Origin of the sequence: Amycolatopsis sp. NPDC051061 (assembly GCF_040682935.1) — a bacterium.
Classification (GTDB): domain Bacteria; phylum Actinomycetota; class Actinomycetes; order Mycobacteriales; family Pseudonocardiaceae; genus Amycolatopsis.
On sequence record NZ_JBFBBZ010000074.1, the window covers coordinates 19,789 to 38,014 of the forward strand.

Consider the following 18,226-nt stretch of genomic DNA (forward strand, 5'->3'; position numbering starts at 1 on the left):
GGCCAGGCAGAGTCGAGTGGACGAGCCACGGGCCCGCCCCCTGAGGGCCCGGTGTGGTGAATTACCGTCGACCGCGACCGTGGTGGGCGGGTAGCGGAATTCACCGCGCTCGGTGCACCGGACGACGTCACCGACGGCGTCGAGCACAACCGTCGAAGGTGGGCGAGGCGGCACCAGAGAGGGCGACGGAACGGGCAGCCGACCCGGCCACGGCCGGCACGTTCGGCAGTGTCGGCGTCGCGGCCATCGACCCGAGTTGCAGCTGCAGCGCCTGCCCGCCGACGACCTCCTCGGGGTCAAGGCGCAGCCGAACGATCCCGGCGCTCGGCCGATCGGAGTCGCGGGCGGTGAGCCAGCCTTCGCACTGCCACCGCACACGATCCGCGGGTCGCACGAGCGGTCAGCGGTTCGGCGCAACGCCCGAGCCGGACGCGTTCCTCTCCGGCTTCGGTGACCGCCAGGATGGCCGGTCGTGCGCACGCCAGCCCGTGGCGGCCGAGCCCGGCGAAGAACCGCTCGGCGGGGGTCTTCGCGACGAACGCGGCCTCGTCGACCCGAGCCAGCGGGTACTCCACCTCTCTGTTGCTATCCTCGTCCTGCCCGTACCCGGCGTCGACTTCGAGTACCACGATGTTCAGGCGGAGCCCGCATACCGCAGCTCGTCGTGAACCGGGTGCTCGTTCCGCGCCGACAGTGGCCACCAAAGCAGCCGAAGCGGCTTGCAGAGCGCGTACGTTCGTACGGCGATTGTGCCCGAAGGGGCAACCCGGGCTGGGCTTTCCGGCGTGCTGACCACTGGCCCGGCCCGGCGGCGCTCGCCTTGCAGAAAATCATCGGCCCGGGTGCAACTTTTCCGGGACTTCGCACGTACTACGGCATACGAACAAAAGGCGCGGTCCGGTAACGGGGAGTCGATTGCTTCCCAGGAGGAAGTAGGGGTGCGAAGACATATTGTCGCTCTTGTCGTCGTCGTGCTTTGTGCGCAGGTGCGGCAGTGGTAAAAGCGTCGTCCCCGGCGCCGCAACCTGATGACCCGTGATCTGGACCGCAGCTTTCTCGATGGATGGCTCAACGCGTGGGGGTTGTCGCTCGTACGCACCATCGGCAGGCACTGTGGATGAAGGTTCTCCGAGAGCTTGAGCCTGTCGCTTCGTATTGGTTGAACCAGAGTGTGTCGAAACTTCTCAGGTAAGGAGTAAGATGTCGAAGAACAATTTGTCCATGGCCGTCACCGCGGTCCTCTCCGTGGTGTGTCTGGTGGGATGCGGTGCTGGTGCGGGTAATGCCGACGGGGCAGCCAGTTCGAGCGGGCAGGGCGGTCCGGTGCCGACGGCTCCTGTCGGGAGCTCTGCTGAAGGTAAGGCAATCGCCGATTCGGCCCGAGTGGAAAATCTGGTCGCGGACTGTATGAAAGCGCACGGATTCAATTACGTTCCATCTCCGCAGCAGCCTGCCAATGGAGAGGCGTCGCCGGTTCATCGAAACCCCGCCTTGGTTCCTTATGGGCAACTCAAGGAACTGCGTCAAAAATACGGTTTCGGATACTTTTCGGCTTTTATCTTCCCGAACGATCCCAACGTCGCCCGCCGTGACATGGGGCCCGCGAGTCCCAATGAGGCCATCAAGAAGGATCTCGATCCGGCCCAGCGGAAGGTCTATGAAGTGACCCTGAACGGGACCCCCGTGCCGGGACAGGGTAAGAGCACCACGGGTGGGTGCTACCAGGACTCGTACACGAAGGTTCACGGTTCCGTTCCGGCCGGCAACCCTGCCGAGGAGCAGGCCAAGTCCGCGACCGCAGAGCAGGTTGTGGAAGCGTTCCGATCCGACAAGCAGGCGATTCAGGCCGCGCAAGGCTATGCGTCGTGCCTGAAGAACGGTGGATACACCGTAACGAGTACAGCTCCCGGAGACGTCGAGAACACAGTACAGCTCGCCGCTTCCGGCCTTTTCCAGACTGCGCGAGCCAACGGCGCGAACATCGATGCAGCGGCCGCCAAGCAAGGACTCGCCGACGAGATCAAGATGGCGCTGGACGATCTCGAGTGCGGTAAAGCCTACGAGGTGATCGCCAAGCCGTTCGTCGAGAACCTCATGAAGACCGGCCAGGGCTGACATGGCCCCGGGAAAGCGGCCGTCCAAACCGCAGCGCACGATCGCGCTCCTGGTGACCGTGGCCGTCGCGGCCGGGGCGGCGGGCTGGCTCATCGGCACGCAGGTCCAGTCGCCGGCCGCCGCTGCGGCCGCGCACCAGGCCCCGGCGCCATCGCTGATCACCGCGCCGGTGGTGAGCCGAGTCTTGACCAGCACGGTCACCGCCCAGGGCACTGTCACGTACGACAGATCGATTCAGTTGACCCTCGCGGGAACGGTCGGGTCGCAAGCGGGCGCCGGCGGCCAGATCATCACGAAAGTGCCGGCCGCCGGAACGGTGCTGAAAGCAGGGGACGTGCTGCTGGAGATCAGTGGACGGCCGGTGTTCGTGTTGCAAGGCCTCGTTCCGATGTATCGGGCACTGACCAGCCAGGACAAAGGTGATGACGTCAAACAACTGCAGGTGGGATTGACCGCGTTGGGATACGGCAAGCTCCACAGTGGTGTTTTCGACTCCGCGACCATGAACGCGGTGAAGAAGTGGTACTCCCATGCCGGCTACGACGTGCCGCAGGCCCCGGCGACGCCCTCCGGTGCGTCGTCAGAGGGCGGAGCGAAGCCGTCCGAGAACGCCGACGGGGTGGCGGGAGGCACTCCCGGGCCGTCCGTCACCACCGAGACGGCGCCGAGTGTCCCTTCGGGAGAGATCATCTTCCTGCCGAAGCTCCCGGCGCGGTTGGATACCGTGACCGCGAAGGCCGGTGCGCCATCCACCACACCGATCGGCACGATCACCGCGCCTGAGGTGATCGTGCAGGGCCGGCTGCCGGTCGCCGATGCTTCCCTGGTGCATGCCGGTATGCCGGCGACGCTGACCACGAATGACGGCACCACCGTTGCGGCGTCTCTGCAAGCGGTGGGCCCCGATGCCGAGCCGTCGGCCGCATCCGGCGCTGTCACGGGCGGCGCGGCTGACGGCGATACCAAGGAGGCGAAGCCGGCTTCGGGGGCGGCACAGGCGCCGACCGCGCCCAGCGGGACTTCGACAGCGCTTCGCCTGGTACCGAAGGATTCGGCCGCCTTGGCCTCGTACTCGGGCCAGGCTGTCAAGATCGGCATCGAGGTCGGCAGTACCGGCGGTGCCGTTCTCGTCGTCCCGGTCGCCGCGGTGTCGACCGGTGCGGACGGCACCTCGAAAGTGGTTGTCCAGCGGGCAGGCGGGCGAACCGAGAGCGTGCTCGTGACGCTGGGCCTGACCACCTTGGGACTGGTCAAGGTCACCCCCGCCGGCGGTGGTGTGCTCGCCGCAGGCGACCGCGTGGTCGTAGGCAGCTCATGACCCCGCCGGTGGTGGAGCTCAGCGATGTCGGGCGTGTCTACGACTCCGATCCCCCCGTGCACGCTCTTCGTGACGTGAACCTGCGAGTCTCCACCGGCGACTACCTCGCCGTCGTCGGAGCGTCGGGGTCGGGCAAGTCCTCCCTGCTCAACATTCTCGGGCTGCTCGACCGGCCCGATTCGGGCACCTACCTGCTCGACGGGGTCGACACCACGCGGCTCGATGATGGGCAACGCACCGCGCTCCGGGGCAGCAAGATCGGTTTCGTGTTCCAGTCCTTCCACTTGCTGCCCTACCGCAGCGCCGCCGAAAACGTCGCGATGGCCGAACTTTATCGTCGCGGCGACCGAACGCAGCGAGCCCGGCGTGCCGAGGCCACATTGGACCGGGTGGGGCTGGCCCACCGTGTGGGTTTCCGGCCGGATCGGCTGTCCGGCGGCGAACGCCAGAGGGTGGCGATCGCCCGTGCTCTGCTCGGCGAACCGGCGCTGTTGCTGTGCGATGAACCCACGGGAAACCTTGACCGCGCCAACACCGAAGCGGTCCTCGACCTGTTCGACGACCTGAAGGAGCAGGGCGTGACCCTGATCGTGATCACCCATGACGACGACGTCAGCCGTCGTGCCGAGCGGCGGATCAGCATCGAAGACGGCCGTCTGTCCGAGGAATCCGGATGAAATCCCCCTTGCGGCCCGTGCTGGGAGTGCGTGATCTGTTCGACGAAGCCCTCGCCGGCGTCGCTTCCCGGCCGTTGCGGACTGTGCTGACGATGCTCGGCACGATCGTCGGCATCACCACGCTCGTCATCACGCTGGGCATCGCCGAGACGGCGGGCAACCAGATCGCCGGCCGTTTCGACGCCGTCACCGCGACCAGCGTGACCGTCAGGGTTCCCGGCCAGGCCGACTCCGGCCGGCCACCCACGGTGGCGTGGGACGCACTGCCGAACCTGACCCGGCTCAACGGCGTCCGCGCCGCCGCGGCTGTCTCGAGGCCCGACGGTATCTCCGACGCTCGTGTCCGGGCGAACGATCTGCACGACCCGGCAACGGTGACTGACCGCATACTGCCGGCTGTCGGCACGACGGCCGACCTCCCGGCAGCCGCCGACTCGAAGGTGGCCCGAGGCCGGTACTTCGACGAAGGTCACATCGCCCGGAGCGACCGGGTCGTGGTGCTGGGCAGTTCGGCGGCCCAACTGCTCGGCGTCACGGACCTGGGTGAGGGGCCCGCCGTGTTCGTCGACGACCAGCCGTTCACCGTCATCGGGGTGCTCGAGTCCACCGCAGGTAGTCAACAGCACAACCTCGACACCGCGGTGCTCGTCCCGTACACGACCGGGCAGGATCGGCTGCAGCTGGGAGTACCGACCGCGGTGCTGATCAGAACCGAGCTCGGGGCAGCGTCCTTGATCGCCCGGCAAGCGCCCATCGCGCTGAGCCCCGGTGACCACGACTCCCTTCAGGTGCTCGCGCCGCCGGATCCCGCGGCCCTGCGCGGCGGGGTGCAGCACGACGTCGACAGTCTGTTCGTGGTGCTCGGTCTGGTGTCGTTGATCGTCGGTGCGCTCGGGATCACGAACGTGACCCTGGTGACGGTCATGGAACGCACCGGCGAGATCGGGCTTCGTCGCGCGCTCGGCGGGTCCCGCCGGCACATCGCCGCGCAGTTCCTCGCCGAATCGGGTGTCGTCGGGCTGATCGGCGGGATAGTGGGCGCCAGTTCGGGAATCCTGGCTGTCGTCGCGATCTCGATCGGACGGCAGTGGACACCGGTGCTGGACCTCACCCTCGCCGCGGGCGCCCCGGCCGCGGGTGCCGTCGTCGGCCTGCTGGCCGGGCTCTACCCCGCGCTGCGCGCGGCACGCATGCAACCGGTGGACGCCCTGCGATCGGGAACCTGACCGGGTGGCCGTCTGCGTGGCCACCGGCTCGACCTGGACCTGTACGACAAGCTCGCGCCCTACAGCCACCGCTATAAGCTGCACGGCACGTTATGCGATGTGTGCCGCGCGCGAGAAGGATTCGTCCGTCTTCGCGGCGCCTCGCCGAACGGGCGCAACTCGACGTCGCGACCCAGCACGCCCTGGAGTCAGCTCCTGACGACGACCTGGGCGTGCTCGCGTTCGCGCGGCGGGCGACAGCGCGGAGAAATTCCTGCGCCTGCGCGAGGCGCTGGTTCCGTACACCTACACGCTGGCCAAGCAAACGAGCCAGACCGGCGTGCCGATCACGCGCCCGCTCTACCTGAACTACCCGGACCAGGATGCCGCTTACCCGAACCCGCAGGAGTACCTGTGAGCGGGAGATCAGGAGATCAGTTGTTCATCGCGGGGACGCCGGCTCGGGGCCGCGGAATCGGCCAACAAGTTTTCCGTCCATGACAGGATCGCTTGCAGCGGTCCGGTCGAGCTGTGGCCGAGTTCGGTCAAGGAGTATTCGACGCGGAGGGGTACCGACGGGTAGACGACGCGTTCGACAATTCCGAACTCCTGCAACCTGCGGAGAGTCCGGGTCAGAACCTTCGGGTTTACGCCGTGGAGGTTCCGCTGAAGTTCGCCGAAGCGTTCGGGACCTCCCTCGAGCGCGCAGATGACCGGCAGGGTCCATTTGTTGGCCAAGAGATCGAGCACTGACTGGTAGAGGAGTTGTTGCCGAGTCTCCCGAGTACTGGCCATTTCTTCTGCTCGACTTGTCATTTGAGTATGACGTCGCCCAGAATGGCCGGTAGCGAAGGCTGTCCGTTCGAAGCCGTGAGGCCGCCGTCGACGGGGATGCAGGCGCCGTTGACGTAGCGGGCTTCAGCGCTTGCGAGGAACGCCACCACGCCGACGATGTCTTCCGGACGGGCGACGCGGCCCATCGGGATGCGTGCGTTCCACGCCGCTGCGATGGGGGAGCCGTCCGCGAACGCCTGCTCGGTCATGGCGTCGGTGATGATCGCGCCAGGGTGAACCGAGTTGACCCGGACCTCGTGCCCGTGGTCGAGCGCCATGCTTCTCGTGAGGTTGGTGATCGCCCCTTCGGCGGCGTTGTAGGCGGCTTGACCCCAGTCGCCGCGAAGTCCGGAGACCGAGCCGATGTTGATGATGCAGCCGCGGTGGGCGCGCAGGGGTTCGAGAGCCGCCCGTGACGTGTAGAACATGCCGTCGACGTGGGTGGCCATCATCTCGCGGTATGAGCCGAGGTCGATCTGCTCGACGGTGCCCTGCGCGACGCGCCCGGCGCCGTTGACCAGGACGTCCAGCCGGCCGAACGTCGAGACCACGTCGGCGACCGTCGCCTCGATCGCCTGGGGGTCCGTCACGTCGCCGGTGAAGACCTGGTGTTTCGCGTCGCCGGGCAGGGTGGCCACCGCGCGTTCCAGGGATTCGAGAGTGCGCCCGACGAGAGCAAGGGTGGCTCCGGCCGCGGCGAACCGTCGCGCGACGGCCGCCCCCAGCGCGCCGCCTCCGCCGGTGATCAGTACGACCTGGTCGGTGAAGGCGCTGGTGTCCATCGTGATCCTCTCGGTAACAGGGTGAGCAAAGGAAGGTTATGACCCCTTCACTTTGTAATGGTAGCAACACACTGGTGATGGTGGTCACACAGGTATGGTTCGACGGGTGGAAGCGCAGACCGGGTCCAGCCGACGAGACCGGTTGCGTGCCGCGTTGGTGGCCGATATCCATGCGCAGGCCTACCGGCAGATCGCCGAGGACAGCCTCGCCGCCGTCTCGATGACCGGCATTGCGCAGAGCCTGGGGTTATCCCCCGCGGCGTTGTATCGGTACTTTCCCTCCCGTGAGGAGCTCGTCCGTGCGCTCATCACCGAGAGTTTCGAGGCCAATGCGTCGCTGACCGAGCGAACGCTGGCCGAGACGGTCGGTCTCCCGTCTGGTCAGCGGTTGCGGCGGCTGCTCGCCGTGACCCGGGCGTGGGCGGTCGACCATCCGATCCAGTACCGGATCATCCAGGGGATCTTGGGGGACCACCGGATCTCGGAAGCGGACGCGGTGGTGTCGCCCGCGCGGAGACCGTTCCACGCGATCTGCCTGCTGGTCGCCGAGCTGCCGCGCCCCGGAGCGCTCGAGGCCGCGATGCCTTCGGCCTCGCAAGCCGGGCCAGGCTACCCACGGGAAGTGGTGCTGCACGCGCTGACGATCTGGACGCGGCTCAGCGGTGTGATCAGCCTCGAGCTCAACGGTGTGCTCGAGCGGATGGGCATCGACGCCGATCTGCTCTTCGAGGCCGAGGTGGATCAGTTGTTGCCGGGAACGAACGCCTGACGGTTCCGACGCCCCTTTGTCGGCACTGGAGCGGCTGGGGCTTTCGGCGCAACCGCTCCTGGTGCTGGGGGTGGCGCTCGACGAACGCGGTCTGCTCGGTGACGACGGGAACGGCGCCGCCACAGTCCATGCCTCGTCGAGACCCTCCGCGCGTGGCTGGAGGCATTCGGAGACATCGGCGCGGCGGCCGAATCGACCGCCGTGCACCAGAATACGTTCCGATACCGGTTGCGGCGCGTCGCCGAGATCGGCCAGGGGGATCTCGGTGATTCCGATCAACGGTTCGCGATGCTGGTGCAATTGCGGGTACTGGCTTCACCTCGCCAATAGTCTTCCAGGCGAACGCCGTAATGGTTACCTGCCGTACACCCGACTTCCCGGTGAGCCGTAATGTCCCGTGCGTTCCCGACTTTGGTCGGTGGACCGCCGGGCGGCGTTTCCTTAGGTTTTCCTTGTATCACTTCCGATTGGGTCACATTCGGCCGGATAGCCGAAGACCACAGGGGAGACATCGATGGTGAGATTCAGCCGGGTCGCCGCGCACGCGGTTCCGCTGACGGTAGGAGCCCTGCTGCTGTCGACGGGGGTCGCCGCGGCGCAACCGTCCGCGGTGGACGCCGCGACCGCGCGCACCGAGGCGGGCATCAGCGCGCTGCAGGGCATCAAGAAGAACCTGTCCCCGGCCGAGCGCAAGCAATCGAGCCAGCTCGTGGTGGAGAAGCGGTTGCGGGCTGACCGGTCTCTGGCCGCGAAGCTGCCGGAGTACCGCTCGGGTGTCGGTGTCAGTAATGCCGGGACCGTCTCGGTCGACATCGCCGCCTACGGCAAGACCGTTGCGAACGCCGTCGAGGCGGCGGGCGGCACCGTCCGCTACGCCGCGCCGGACGGCGCCGTTCGTGCTGACCTGCCGCTGTCCGCCCTGGACGCGATCGCCGGGCGCGCCGACGTCGCTGAGGTCAAGCCGGCCGCGCAGGCCACGACCTGGAGCAAGGCGGGCCACCGCGACCTGCGTCAGGTGCTTGCCGCGAAGGCCGTGGCCGCGACTGTGGTGTCGGAAGGGGACAAGGCGCACGGCACCGACACCGCCCGCACCACTTACGGTGTCAGTGGGTCTGGTGTGAAGGTCTGTGTGCTGTCCGACGGTGTCGATTCGCTCGCGAAGTCGCAGGCCGCCGGTGAGCTGCCCGCGGTGGATGTCTTGTCCGGTCAGAAGGGCAGTGGTGATGAGGGTACGGCGATGCTCGAGATCGTTCACGATCTCGCGCCGAACGCGACTCTCGGTTTCGCGTCGGCGTTCGCCAGCGAGGCCAGTTTCGCGGCGAATATCCGCGCGCTGCGTACGACCGGGCATTGCCGGATCATCGTTGACGACGTCGCGTACTTCGATGAGTCGCCGTTTCAGGACACGCAGGTCGCGCAGGCGGTCAACGACGTTACCGCGGCCGGTGTCCTGTATTTCTCGTCGGCGGGCAACTCGGGCAACCTGACTGATGGCACCAGCGGCTATTACGAGGGTGACTTCCGCGCGTCGTCGTCGAGGATCACCGGCGTGGACGGTGTCCCGCACGACTTCGACCCGGGCAGCGCCACGCAGAACTTCGACCCTGCCATGCTTTCCGGCTTCCCGGTGACGCTGTTCTGGTCCGACCCGTGGGGCAAGTCGGCCAACGACTACGACCTCTACGTCCTGAATTCCTCCGGTGGTGTCGTCGCATCCAGCGACAACAGCCAGACCGGGGCACAGAACCCCTTCGAGATCGCGCAGGTTCCGAGCGGGTCCGGCTTCCGGATCGCCGTCGTCAAGTTCAGCGGTGCCGACCGGTTCATCGCGGTCGGCGCCAACGAAGGGCGGTTCGTGGCTTCGGGTTCGCTCAAGGCGTTCAGCACCAACGGTGTCACGAGCGGCCATTCGGCGGCGGCGAGCGCGTTCAGCGTGGCGGCGGCCCCGGCGGCGGGCGCGTTCACGCGGCCGCTGGCTCCCGGTGACCCGGCCAACCCCGCGGGTCCGTACCCGGGCCAGTTCAGCGCGGCGAGCAAGTGGGAGCGCTTCTCCTCCGACGGCAAGCGCCACCTGTTCTACAACGCGGACGGCACCGCGGTCACGCCGGGCAACGTGTCTTCGACGGGCGGCACGACCCGCAGCAAGCCGGACATCACCGCGGCCGACGGGGTGATGACGTCGGTGGCGGGCTTCCAGCCGTTCTTCGGGACGTCGGCGGCGGCTCCGCACGCGGCGGCGATCGCGGCGCTGCTGCTGTCGGGCAAGGCGACGGCGACCCCGGCGCAGATCCGCGCCGCGCTGGTGTCGAGCGCGATCGACCTGGGCACGCCCGGGTTCGACACGGTGACGGGCAACGGCGTGATCATGGCCGGCCCGGCGCTGGCCGCGCTGGGTGTGCAGCCCAGGTAAGGAGCCACCCAGAGCGGAGCCGGCCAGGGGAGCAGCACGCTCTCCTGGCCGGCTTCGTAGCGGGTCGCCCTCTGCGCCACCGGCTACGGAGGTCTCGCGGGCGCCGGGACGGCTACTTGCTTTCCCGCGCCGGGTAGTCGGTGTAGCCGACGGCGTCGCCCCCGTAGAACGTCGCCGGATCGGGCTCGTTCAGCGGAGTCGACTCGCGCAGGCGCTCGACGAGATCGGGGTTGGCCAGCGCGAGCTTCGCGACGGTCACCAGGTCGGCCAGGCCGTTGTCCAGATCGGCGACCCTGGTGGCCAGGTCGGCACCCGGCCGGTTCACGACCAGTGTGCCCGGCCAGGCCTGGCGGATCGTCCGCGCCAGGGAGTCGTCCGTAGCGATCCGTGCGCCGGTTGGCGTCGGTGGCGAGGAACTGCTGCACCAGGAATCCGTAGCCCCCGTGGATCTCCACGCCGTCCGCGCCGGCCCGGATCGCCGCGGCGGCGGCCTTCCGGAAGTCCTGAACCGTGGCGGCGACCTGGTCCGTGGTGAGGGCCCGGGGCTCCGGGATCGGCTGGGGACCGGACGCCGTCGGCATCTCCGCTTCGGGACGGACCGCGGACGGCGCGACCGGCTGCCGCCCGTGTGGCGTGTTCGCGGGGTGGGCGACCCGGCCGGCGTGCATGATCTGGATGAAGATGCGGCCGCCCGCGCGGTGCACCGCCTCGGTGACCTGCCGCCGGCCTTCGACTCTCCCGCGGGGCACGCGGCCTGGATCGTGGAGAAGTTCCGCCGGTGGAGCGACTGCGACGGAGACGTCGAACGCCGTTTCACGAAGGATCAGCTGCTGACGAACATCAGTGTGTACTGGTTCACGCAGACGATCGGGTCGTCGATGCGGCTCTACGGCGAGTCCGGCTACCGGCAGGACGCCGGCTGGAGCGTGCCCACCGCCCACCTGATGTCGTCGAAGGACATGTTCCCCACGCCGCGGGAGTGGGTCGGACGGTTCTCGCGGGTCGATCGCTGGACCGCGGTCGTAATCGTGGGACGCAAGTCAAAGCCGGGCCGGGGACGAACCACGCCGGCCCGGCTTCGACGTCTGAGGATGGCGGACTTTCCGCTAATTGAGGAACATGGAAGTCAGCTGCTTGTCCCAATCCGGGGGAGCGACCCAGCGCTGGCCCGGCGCGAGGCGGACGCTGTCACCCCGGTTGAAGCCGTCCTTGTAGAGCCAAAGGTCTTTGTCGCTCGCGTTGACCACCGCCGAAGCGCGGTTGTCGAAACTCGGGGCCAGCCAGAAAGTTCCGACAGCAGGCTGGCTCCAGAACTGACCGGTGAAGTCGGCGTTGTCGTAGAGGCACACCCAATCGGCGCCGCCGGGTACGCACGGCTCGGCGGCGGGTGCCGCCGAAGCGGTGGACAGAGTCAGCGTTCCACTCATCGCGAACGCGAGGGAAAGCGCAAGAACCGTACGTCGAAGTGCGCGATGCATCGACCCTCCGATAATTTCGACGCGAACCGGAATTTCCGTCCGCATCCTATTGCTGGTATCGCGAATTTATAACACGAAATACCACGTTACCGGCAAGGTGGGCAACTTCCTTCCGGGAACCACGTGTCCGGTGGGGTGGCTGCCATGCGGCCATGGTGGCCGAAAAGTGGAGATAAACCGGTCGCGGGCGCAGACTGGCGGTATGTCAGACGATCTCGACCGAACTCTGGACGCGGTGGGCCCCCGCCTGCGCGCGATCCGCAAGCAGCGGCACAACACGCTGGGCCAGGTCGCGAAGCTGACCGGGATGTCGGTCAGCACGTTGTCGCGCATCGAGTCGGGTCAGCGTCGTCCGACGCTGGAGGTGCTGTTGCCGCTCGCGCGGGCATACCGCCTTCCGCTCGACGACCTGGTCGGCGCGCCCTCGACGGGGGATCCCCGGATTCATCCGCGGCCGGTCACTCGGGACGGTGTCGTCTGGGTGCCGCTGTCCCGTGAACCGGGCGGCCTCAACGCCTTCAAGCAGCTCCTGCCGGTGGCCGAAGAGCTGCCGGAACGCCTGGAACAGCAGGTGCACGAAGGGCACGAATGGCTGTACGTGCTGACCGGGAAGCTACGGCTCGCGCTCGGCGACCAGGATTTCGAGCTGAACGCGGGAGAGGCGGCCGAGTTCGACACCCGGGTCCCGCACGCGATCGCGAACGCCGGTGAGCGCGCGGCGGAGATCCTGATCATCTTCGGTCAGCAGGGGGAACGGCCTCACCTGCGCGCCCGGTCACGCTGAGCCGAGCACTTCGGACTGTCCACTCACGCGGAGGCGCGGGTGGACGTGCGGAGCGTTCCGGGGCAGGAGCACGACGTGATCCGCGCTCACTTGGGCGAGCGTGCCGGACCCGGGGTGAGTTTGACGCCGATCGTCGACCTGCCCCCGGTGTGGACCGACCCGGCCGGCACCTGGGTGACGTCGGTGGCCGAGGTGGCTCGTGCGGTCACCGGCTGCCGCGCCACGGGCGATGTCGTTCTTCACCGACGCCTCCGTGCTCACCCGGGCGCTGGGCTCGGTGCCGACGGTCATCTGCGGGCCGGGGAAGCCGGAACTCGCGCACACCACGGACGAATGGTGTTCGGTCACCCGCATCCACGACGGACCGCACGCAGGCGTGGTGATGACCGGACGCGACGACAGTGAGGGCCGGGGAACTCGATTCCCGGTTGACCGGCTGGATCCGAGCTGGGCGACCGTCAGCGGGTGTCGCCGATCCGGCGGGCCCAGATCGTGAACAGCGTGAAGGCCAGTGCCGGGAACAACGTTCCCGCCAGCAGGGCCGTGGTGATGCCTTCCACGCCGCCGCCGGCCGCGCTGAAGACGGTGGTCAGGGCGGCCAGGCCGACCGCGCCGCCCAGCTGCTGCACGCCCTGGTTGAGGCTCGACGCCGCGGACAGCTGCTCGGCCGGTCCCTGGGCCAGCAGCACGCTGGTCAGTGGCGCGACGGTGAGACCCGCGCCGACCCCCAGCACGACGAACGGGCCGAGCAAGCCGCCGGTGAACGTGCTGCCCGTGTGGAGCTGGGACATCCACAGCAGACCGAGGGTCAATGCGGCCATCCCGGCACCACCCGTCACCCGCTCGCCCCAGCGAGCCACCAGCCGGGGCACCACCACGTTGACGAGCACCAAAGCGGCGGTGAACGGCAGCACCACCAAACCGGTCAGCAGGGGGCTGTAGCCGAGCACGTCCTGGGTGAACAACGCGGCGAAGTACAGAAAGCCGAACTGTCCCGCGGGAATCAGCAGCATCGCCAGGAACGGTGCCGCCGACCGCATCCGGCCGAAGAAGCCGAGGGGCAGCACCGGGTTGGAGTGCCGCCGTTCCGCAGCGATCAGGAGGCCCAGCGCCACTAGCGCGACGGCGAAGGAGCCGAAGGTCTTCGCGCTGCTCCAACCATCGGACGCGGCGGACGTCAGGCCGTAGACCAGCGCCGCCATCGCCGCGGTCGACGAGACCGCGCCGGCGAGGTCGAGCCGTGCGACGGTTCGCGGCAGCCGGGGAACCGTCAGCCGCACACCGGCCAGCACGAACAGGCCGAGCGGGACGTTGACGAACATGACCCAGCGCCAGCCGAGCGTGGTGGTGAGCACCCCGCCGAGCACCAGCCCGATCGCGGCACCGCTGCCGAGCGCCGCGACGAAGAAGGACATTGCCCGCGACCGCTGCGCGCCGGGTTCGGTGATCCCGATGATCAGCACCAGCGTGCTCGGTGCGGCCAGGGCCGCGCCGACGCCCTGGGCGGCTCGGGCGGTCACCAAAATCCCCGGGGATGACGCCAGGCCGCCGAGCACTGACGCGGCGACGAAGATCGCCGTCCCGATCAGCAGGGCGCGGCGCGGTCCGATGATCGCGCCGATCCGGCCGCTCAGCAGGACCAAGCCGCCGAAGACGAGCGCATAGGCCGTGATGACCCAGCTCAGACCGGTAGGGGAGAACCCCAGCGCGGATTGGATCTGGGGCAGCGCCACGTTCACGACGCTGGTGTCCACCGACAGCACCAGCTGCAGCAGGCTCAGCATCGCGACACCGGCCCACGGCATCTTCGCCCGGGTCCGCGAGCCGATCTCAGCGGCTTCCGCATCGGAAAGAGTCATCTCGTCCTCACTGTCCTTCGACTTCGTCGTGCTGGACCGACTCTGCGGCGAAGGGCAGTACATGAGCAACGCAAGTTGCCACTTCCGCAAAGAACGTGGGAGCACCGAGCCGGATGTACGTACGTTTCGCCGGCGGTCCTCGAGGTGAGGTCCGCCCGGTGGTGGAGGAGGCGGGTGCCTTGGGTACGGCCGCAGTGCTCGGCTTTGTCGTCGGCGTCGCGCTCGGTGCGCTCGGGGGTGGTGGATCCGTGCTGGCCGTGCCCGCGCTGGTCTACGTGCTCGGGCAAGCACCCGCCCAGGCGGCTACCGGGTCCTTGCTGATCGTCGGGCTCGCTGCGGTCGCCGGTGTCGCGGCACACCATCGCGCGGGCCAAGTGCACTGGCGCTCGGTGCCCGGGTTCGGCGGCGCCGGGATCGTCGGCTCGGTCCTGGGCTCCCTGGCTGCTGCCGGGCTGCCTGCCCGGGCGCTCCTCGTGGGCTTCGCGCTGGTAGTCCTGGTCGCCGCCGGCACCACCTGGCGGGGAGCGCCCGGTCCGAGGGGCGACGAGGCGGGCCGGCACCCGGGAGTCCGGGTCGTCCTCGCCGGGTTCGTCGTCGGGGTGCTCACCGGTCTCTTCGGCGTCGGCGGCGGCTTCCTCGCCGTGCCCGCGCTGGTTTTCGCCCTGCGCCTCGACATGGCGACGGCCGTCGGTACGTCGCTGGTGGTGATTGCCGTGAACTCGGCCACGGCCTTGGTCGCCCATCTTGGTGCCGGAGCGCCCGACTGGTCCGTGGTGGCGCCGTTCGCCGGTGCCGCGGTGGCAGGTGCTCTCGTGGGACAACTGGTGGCGCGGCACGCGTCCGGCGTCCTTCTGCGGCGGGCCTTCGCGATCTTGCTGGTCGTCCTGGGCGGGTTCGTTTTCGTGAGCCAGCTTTCTTCCTGACCGCATCGCCGCCGGGGAAGTATTTGCCATCCTCGCAACTTGCATTGCCGGTTTCGGGCGACGTCATGACGATGGCCCCGAGAACACCCGAAACGGAAGGTGGCGCCGTGCCGAAGAATGACGTGAAAGACGTGGAGACCTACACCGCCGACTGGCGTGCGTGGCGGGACGGCTGGGAGCAGTGGCTGGGCCGGCCGTTCGGCTGGCTGGCCGCCGTGTCGATGAACTGGCTGGACTCGACCCCGCGCGCCTACGACGGAATTCCCGGACTGTGGTGGCACGACGGCGACAACGTGCACATCGACCCGCAGGGCCTGGAAATGGCGTACGGCGACGAGAAGTTCACGACCGAGAAGAGCTTCTCGCTCGTCGGCATCGACGACGAGGTGCGCGTCGCCGCCGGTGACGTCGAAGTGGGCATCACCTACCGCGAGCTGTACATGATCGTGGGCTACGAGCCGGATCCGCCCAAGCGCCACGACTTCAAGGGCGTGCCCACCTTCGAGCCCGACCCGGACTGGGTGCTCACCGGCCGGTTCGAGCCGCACGGCGAGTTGCAGTCGGTCACATTGGACAGCGTGGGCTGGCGGCGCCACGAACACGACACCCCCGGTGTGATCCGGTTCGAGTACGGCGGCGAGGAACACGAACTGCTCGTGCTCCAGGGTGCCGCGGGCCTGAACACAGTGTTCGCCGACGCGACCAGTGGAGTCACGACCTACCCGCTGTGCCGCGCGCTGAACATCGACGCGCCGGCCGCCGACGGCACGGTCACCCTCGATTTCAACCGCGCGTACAACCTGCCGTGCGCGTTCTCGGACTTCGTCCCGGTCTGCCCGGCGGCACCGCCGCGCAACCGGCTGCCGTTCGCGGTCGAGGCGGGGGAGAAGATCCCCCGGGAAAAGGAAATGTGACAGCCGGCGCCTGCCGAATGGGCCTCGCGGCCCGGTGCCCTGCGGTTCGACGTCGGGCCGCAGGGCCTGCTGACGGATAGCGGCGATCCGCCACGTCGCAGATCTCGGCCACGTCGCCCTCGCCGCAGGCCACCCCGGCCGTTTGCGCATCTGGCAACTTTGGTTGCCGATCTGCGGGTCCGCTGTGGATAGTCGGATGCATGACCGACCCAACAACGAATGCTCTTTCGGAATCCGGTTCGGACGAGACCACGCTCGACGTCGTGATCGTCGGGGGTGGTCTCGCCGGTCTTGGTGCGGCGCTGACACTGGTCCGCGCGCGCCGCTCGATTGTCGTGATCGATGCGGGGCAGCCCCGCAACGCACCGGCGGCGCACGCGCACGGGTACCTGACCCGGGACGGCGCGCCGCCGCTGCAGCTGCTCACCTGGGGCCGGGCGGAGGTGCGTGGCTACGGCGGCACGATCGTCGAGGACACTGTGGACGGCATCACGCGGCTCGACGACGGACGGCTGGTGGTGTCGACCCGCGGCGGCGCACGGCATGTGGCCCGCCGGGTCCTGGTGACCACCGGCTTGGTCGACCGGTACCCGGACATCCCGGGCCTGCGCGAACGCTGGGGGCACGACGTCGTCCACTGCCCGTTTTGCTTCGGCTGGGAGCACCGGGACCAGCCGCTGGCGATCCTGGGGGAAGGACCGGGCGCCGCCATGCAGGCGCTGATGTGGCGGCAGTGGAGCGACGATGTGATCCTTTTCCTGCACAGCGCGCCCGAACCGGCCGAGGAGCAGCTCGCCCAGCTCGCGGCCCGCGGCATCACGGTCGTACGTGGTGAAATCGAGTCCCTCGAGATCGACGACGACCGGATCACCGGGGTCCGGCTGAAGTCGGGCGAGACGCATGTTCGTTCGGTCGTCGTTGTCGGCCCGCGGTTCGAGTCTCGGCACGAGCTGCTCGACTCGCTCGGCGTCAAGACGATCGAGCACCCGCTCGGGATCGGTGAGCAGGTCGAGGCCGATCCCTCCGGGTTCACCGGTGTTGCCGGCGTGTGGGTGGCCGGCAATGTGATGGACGTGACGGCCGGGGTCATGCAGGCGGCGGCCTCCGGGGTCACCGCGGCCGCGACGCTCAACGCCAGCTTGACCATCGAAGACGCCGAGCGAGCCGTGAAAGCGGGCGGGAACTGAGCGGCCGCTCCGAATTCCGGTGGTTCCGTTCGGGAACCTCTTGTTCTTGCGGGTAACACCTGGCCGCCGCTGGAGGACGCCGTGGTGCCGCACGCCTGGAAGGCGGGATACTCGGCGGGTGCCTGACGTAGGTCCTCTGCTGAAACACTGGCGCGGCGCCCGGCCGGAACGTGACCGGGGTGGCTGCTCTCCGGGCGGGAGCAGCCACCCCGGCAGCGTCACCAGGCGAGGTTGCCGAGCGTCTTCCGGACCTCGCTACGCAGGCCGGAAAGCCGGTCGTCGATCCGCGTGGTGGTACTCCCATGCGCCCCGTCGAGCGGGCCGGGCACCGGGTGCACGACGTCCTCGCTCGGCAGCGGGATTCCCGGGCAGGTGGTGTTGCCCGGACGGGAGTTCTTGACCAGGAAGGTGTTCACCAGGCCGTCGACACACGGGTTGCCGTCGATGGCGTACTGGCCGTGGAACGGGGAATCCTCCACCGACACCAGGGGGACCCCGGCCGCCCGGGAAGCGGCCTTGGCTTGCTCGTAGCCGGTCTGGGGGTCGAACTCGCCCTGGACGACCAGGACGTTTTTCGCCGCTTCGGCGGGCAGGTTGGGCAGTTCCTGTCGCGGTGCGTCGGACCAGAAGCCGCAGACTTCGCTGAGGCCGTAGTTCCAGCCGAAGAGGGGATACTTGGGGCCTTGCCGGTCACTGAGCTGCTTGTACCAGGCCGCGGACTTGGTCGGCTGGTCACCGCAGGCGACGGCGAACCGGGTGCCGGTGATCTTGGTGTAATCGGACTCCAGTTCCGGCAGTGTCTTCGCCACTTCGGCGACGGTCAGCTGCGCCGCCGGCACGCCGAACGCCGTGCGGGACACCGAGTCGAGCGCTTCCTCGGAGGTGTTGGCATCGCCGCCGTCCATGCTGTTCACCGCCAAGGTCATGATCAGGACGCCCAGGTACCACTGGAGCGGGTTCCCGTTGCCCAC

The 18,226-nt window shown here is 68.4% G+C and carries 18 protein-coding genes and 2 pseudogenes; 12 read left to right on the forward strand and 8 right to left on the reverse strand.

The window, feature by feature from the left end:
- Positions 1–347 precede the first annotated feature (347 nt).
- From AB0N03_RS48305 to AB0N03_RS48325, 5 genes are all read left to right on the forward strand, one after another.
- Positions 348–668 carry a hypothetical protein gene (locus tag AB0N03_RS48305; RefSeq protein WP_364387575.1) on the forward strand — a complete coding sequence of 107 codons (321 nt, stop codon included), beginning with the start codon at positions 348–350 and terminating at the stop codon, positions 666–668.
- 532 nt (positions 669–1,200) lie between these two features.
- The gene (locus tag AB0N03_RS48310; protein ID WP_364387577.1) at positions 1,201–2,115 is read left to right on the forward strand and encodes a hypothetical protein; all 915 of its coding nucleotides are present in this window, start codon (positions 1,201–1,203) and stop codon (positions 2,113–2,115) included.
- 52 nt (positions 2,116–2,167) lie between these two features.
- Positions 2,168–3,433, forward strand: coding sequence for a peptidoglycan-binding protein (locus AB0N03_RS48315; RefSeq protein WP_364387579.1), 1,266 nt, complete (start codon positions 2,168–2,170; stop codon positions 3,431–3,433).
- Positions 3,430–4,110, forward strand: a complete 681-nt coding sequence (locus tag AB0N03_RS48320; RefSeq protein WP_364387581.1) for an ABC transporter ATP-binding protein — start codon at positions 3,430–3,432, stop codon at positions 4,108–4,110. Before AB0N03_RS48315 ends, AB0N03_RS48320 begins: the two co-directional genes overlap by 4 nt.
- Positions 4,107–5,336: an ABC transporter permease gene (locus AB0N03_RS48325; RefSeq protein WP_364387583.1), complete on the forward strand. Its 1,230-nt coding sequence runs from the start codon at positions 4,107–4,109 to the stop codon at positions 5,334–5,336. The genes AB0N03_RS48320 and AB0N03_RS48325 overlap by 4 nt, the downstream gene beginning before the upstream one ends.
- 405 nt (positions 5,337–5,741) lie before the next feature.
- On the opposite strand, the gene AB0N03_RS48330 is transcribed toward AB0N03_RS48325, so the two are convergent.
- Positions 5,742–6,110 (reverse strand): helix-turn-helix domain-containing protein, encoded by a 369-nt coding sequence (locus AB0N03_RS48330; protein WP_364387585.1) that lies wholly within the window; start codon positions 6,108–6,110, stop codon positions 5,742–5,744.
- A 17-nt stretch (positions 6,111–6,127) separates the two neighbouring features.
- The gene (locus AB0N03_RS48335) at positions 6,128–6,931 is read right to left on the reverse strand and encodes an SDR family oxidoreductase (protein WP_364387587.1); all 804 of its coding nucleotides are present in this window, start codon (positions 6,929–6,931) and stop codon (positions 6,128–6,130) included.
- 106 nt (positions 6,932–7,037) lie between these two features.
- On the opposite strand from AB0N03_RS48335, the gene AB0N03_RS48340 reads away from it, so the two are divergent.
- The 3 genes and pseudogenes from AB0N03_RS48340 (at position 7,038) to AB0N03_RS48350 (ending at position 10,110) form a co-directional block, all read left to right on the forward strand.
- Complete coding sequence (locus AB0N03_RS48340) at positions 7,038–7,700, forward strand: TetR/AcrR family transcriptional regulator (RefSeq protein ID WP_364387589.1); 663 nt, start codon at positions 7,038–7,040, stop codon at positions 7,698–7,700.
- A gap of 132 nt (positions 7,701–7,832) precedes the next feature.
- Positions 7,833–8,030, forward strand: a pseudogene (locus AB0N03_RS48345) (helix-turn-helix domain-containing protein); the annotation flags it as partial.
- A 184-nt stretch (positions 8,031–8,214) separates the two neighbouring features.
- Positions 8,215–10,110, forward strand: a complete 1,896-nt coding sequence (locus tag AB0N03_RS48350) for a S8 family serine peptidase (RefSeq protein ID WP_364387591.1) — start codon at positions 8,215–8,217, stop codon at positions 10,108–10,110.
- 112 nt (positions 10,111–10,222) lie between these two features.
- Here the strand turns inward: AB0N03_RS48350 and AB0N03_RS48355 are convergent, their stop codons facing one another.
- From AB0N03_RS48355 to AB0N03_RS48365, 3 genes and pseudogenes are all read right to left on the reverse strand, one after another.
- Positions 10,223–10,435, reverse strand: a complete 213-nt coding sequence (locus AB0N03_RS48355; protein WP_364387608.1) for a hypothetical protein — start codon at positions 10,433–10,435, stop codon at positions 10,223–10,225.
- A 109-nt stretch (positions 10,436–10,544) separates the two neighbouring features.
- Positions 10,545–11,051 (reverse strand): annotated as a pseudogene (locus AB0N03_RS48360) (hypothetical protein); the annotation flags it as partial.
- A 165-nt stretch (positions 11,052–11,216) separates the two neighbouring features.
- Positions 11,217–11,633 carry a peptidase inhibitor family I36 protein gene (locus AB0N03_RS48365; RefSeq protein ID WP_364387593.1) on the reverse strand — a complete coding sequence of 139 codons (417 nt, stop codon included), beginning with the start codon at positions 11,631–11,633 and terminating at the stop codon, positions 11,217–11,219.
- Between the two features lie 157 nt (positions 11,634–11,790).
- Between AB0N03_RS48365 and AB0N03_RS48370 the strand changes: the two genes are divergently transcribed.
- Positions 11,791–12,372, forward strand: a complete 582-nt coding sequence (locus tag AB0N03_RS48370; protein ID WP_364387595.1) for an XRE family transcriptional regulator — start codon at positions 11,791–11,793, stop codon at positions 12,370–12,372.
- On the opposite strand, the gene AB0N03_RS48375 is transcribed toward AB0N03_RS48370, so the two are convergent.
- Both AB0N03_RS48375 and AB0N03_RS48380 read right to left on the reverse strand, forming a co-directional pair.
- Complete coding sequence (locus AB0N03_RS48375; protein ID WP_364387597.1) at positions 12,364–12,720, reverse strand: hypothetical protein; 357 nt, start codon at positions 12,718–12,720, stop codon at positions 12,364–12,366. The genes AB0N03_RS48370 and AB0N03_RS48375 overlap by 9 nt on opposite strands.
- 110 nt (positions 12,721–12,830) lie before the next feature.
- Complete coding sequence (locus tag AB0N03_RS48380) at positions 12,831–14,231, reverse strand: MFS transporter (RefSeq protein WP_364387599.1); 1,401 nt, start codon at positions 14,229–14,231, stop codon at positions 12,831–12,833.
- Between the two features lie 179 nt (positions 14,232–14,410).
- On the opposite strand from AB0N03_RS48380, the gene AB0N03_RS48385 reads away from it, so the two are divergent.
- From AB0N03_RS48385 to AB0N03_RS48395, 3 genes are all read left to right on the forward strand, one after another.
- Positions 14,411–15,154 carry a sulfite exporter TauE/SafE family protein gene (locus AB0N03_RS48385; protein WP_364387601.1) on the forward strand — a complete coding sequence of 248 codons (744 nt, stop codon included), beginning with the start codon at positions 14,411–14,413 and terminating at the stop codon, positions 15,152–15,154.
- Positions 15,155–15,261: 107 nt separating this feature from the next.
- On the forward strand, positions 15,262–16,068 hold the full coding sequence (locus AB0N03_RS48390; protein WP_364387603.1) for a DUF1684 domain-containing protein: 807 nt from the start codon (positions 15,262–15,264) through the stop codon (positions 16,066–16,068).
- A gap of 200 nt (positions 16,069–16,268) precedes the next feature.
- Positions 16,269–17,255 (forward strand): NAD(P)/FAD-dependent oxidoreductase, encoded by a 987-nt coding sequence (locus AB0N03_RS48395; RefSeq protein ID WP_364387605.1) that lies wholly within the window; start codon positions 16,269–16,271, stop codon positions 17,253–17,255.
- A 218-nt stretch (positions 17,256–17,473) separates the two neighbouring features.
- Here AB0N03_RS48395 and AB0N03_RS48400 read toward each other — a convergent pair.
- Positions 17,474–18,226, reverse strand: a 753-nt coding sequence (locus AB0N03_RS48400) for an alpha/beta hydrolase (protein WP_364387607.1), incomplete at its 5' end; no start/stop codon positions are given.